We start from the raw sequence: 611 nt of genomic DNA, 5'->3' as shown, positions 1-611 counted from the left end.
ATCAACTTGCTTTTATAGTTAACAGAGGTGATGGGTTAGGTGAAAGGTTGAAAGCAATACTCAACGGTATAGTACTTGCTCGAAAAACTAATGGTAAATTCTTTTATTCTTGGCCTTTATCATTTTCAGAAAGTAGTTTTCATGCTATTGATAAGGTTGAGAATATATTCAATAAGAGCTTTATAGAAGAGCATTTAATAGAGAGAGATGCTATAAATAGGTCTAATTTGAAGGCGTTAAACGAAATACCTAAACTTAACGCTGATTCTCTAACCGAGTATGATGGTATCTTAGTACAACAGCAATATCTTGTAAATCAAATTAAAGATAAAGAATATCAGTTTAGTAATTTAAGAACTGAATATAAGGAAGCATTTGAAGAAATCGGTTTTAATGAAGATGTATTAATGGCTCGCAGTTTAGCTGAGTCAGTTGTATTGAAAAATGATGTGCTCGCTATACATTTAAGATCGGGTGACTTAGTTTATGGTGAGTATAGATTTATGGATCGTTATTATGGGAAAGTAGTCCCATTGTATGTACTTGACCAAGTAATAAAAAGTTTCAAAAGATCGGGTTATGATGTTATTTTATTTGGTCAAGATATCGAT

At 31.6% G+C, this 611-nt stretch carries 1 protein-coding gene; it reads left to right on the top strand.

Going from position 1 to position 611, the window contains the following annotated elements; genetic code table 11:
• Positions 1-47: 47 nt before the first annotated feature.
• Positions 48-611 (top strand): hypothetical protein (locus ACS8FD_RS22250; protein WP_439277462.1); only part of this gene is annotated, 564 nt, incomplete at its 3' end.

It is taken from the genome of Psychrobacter sp. 1U2 (assembly GCF_051847575.1).
This window is presented reverse-complemented; position numbering and strand designations above follow the sequence as displayed.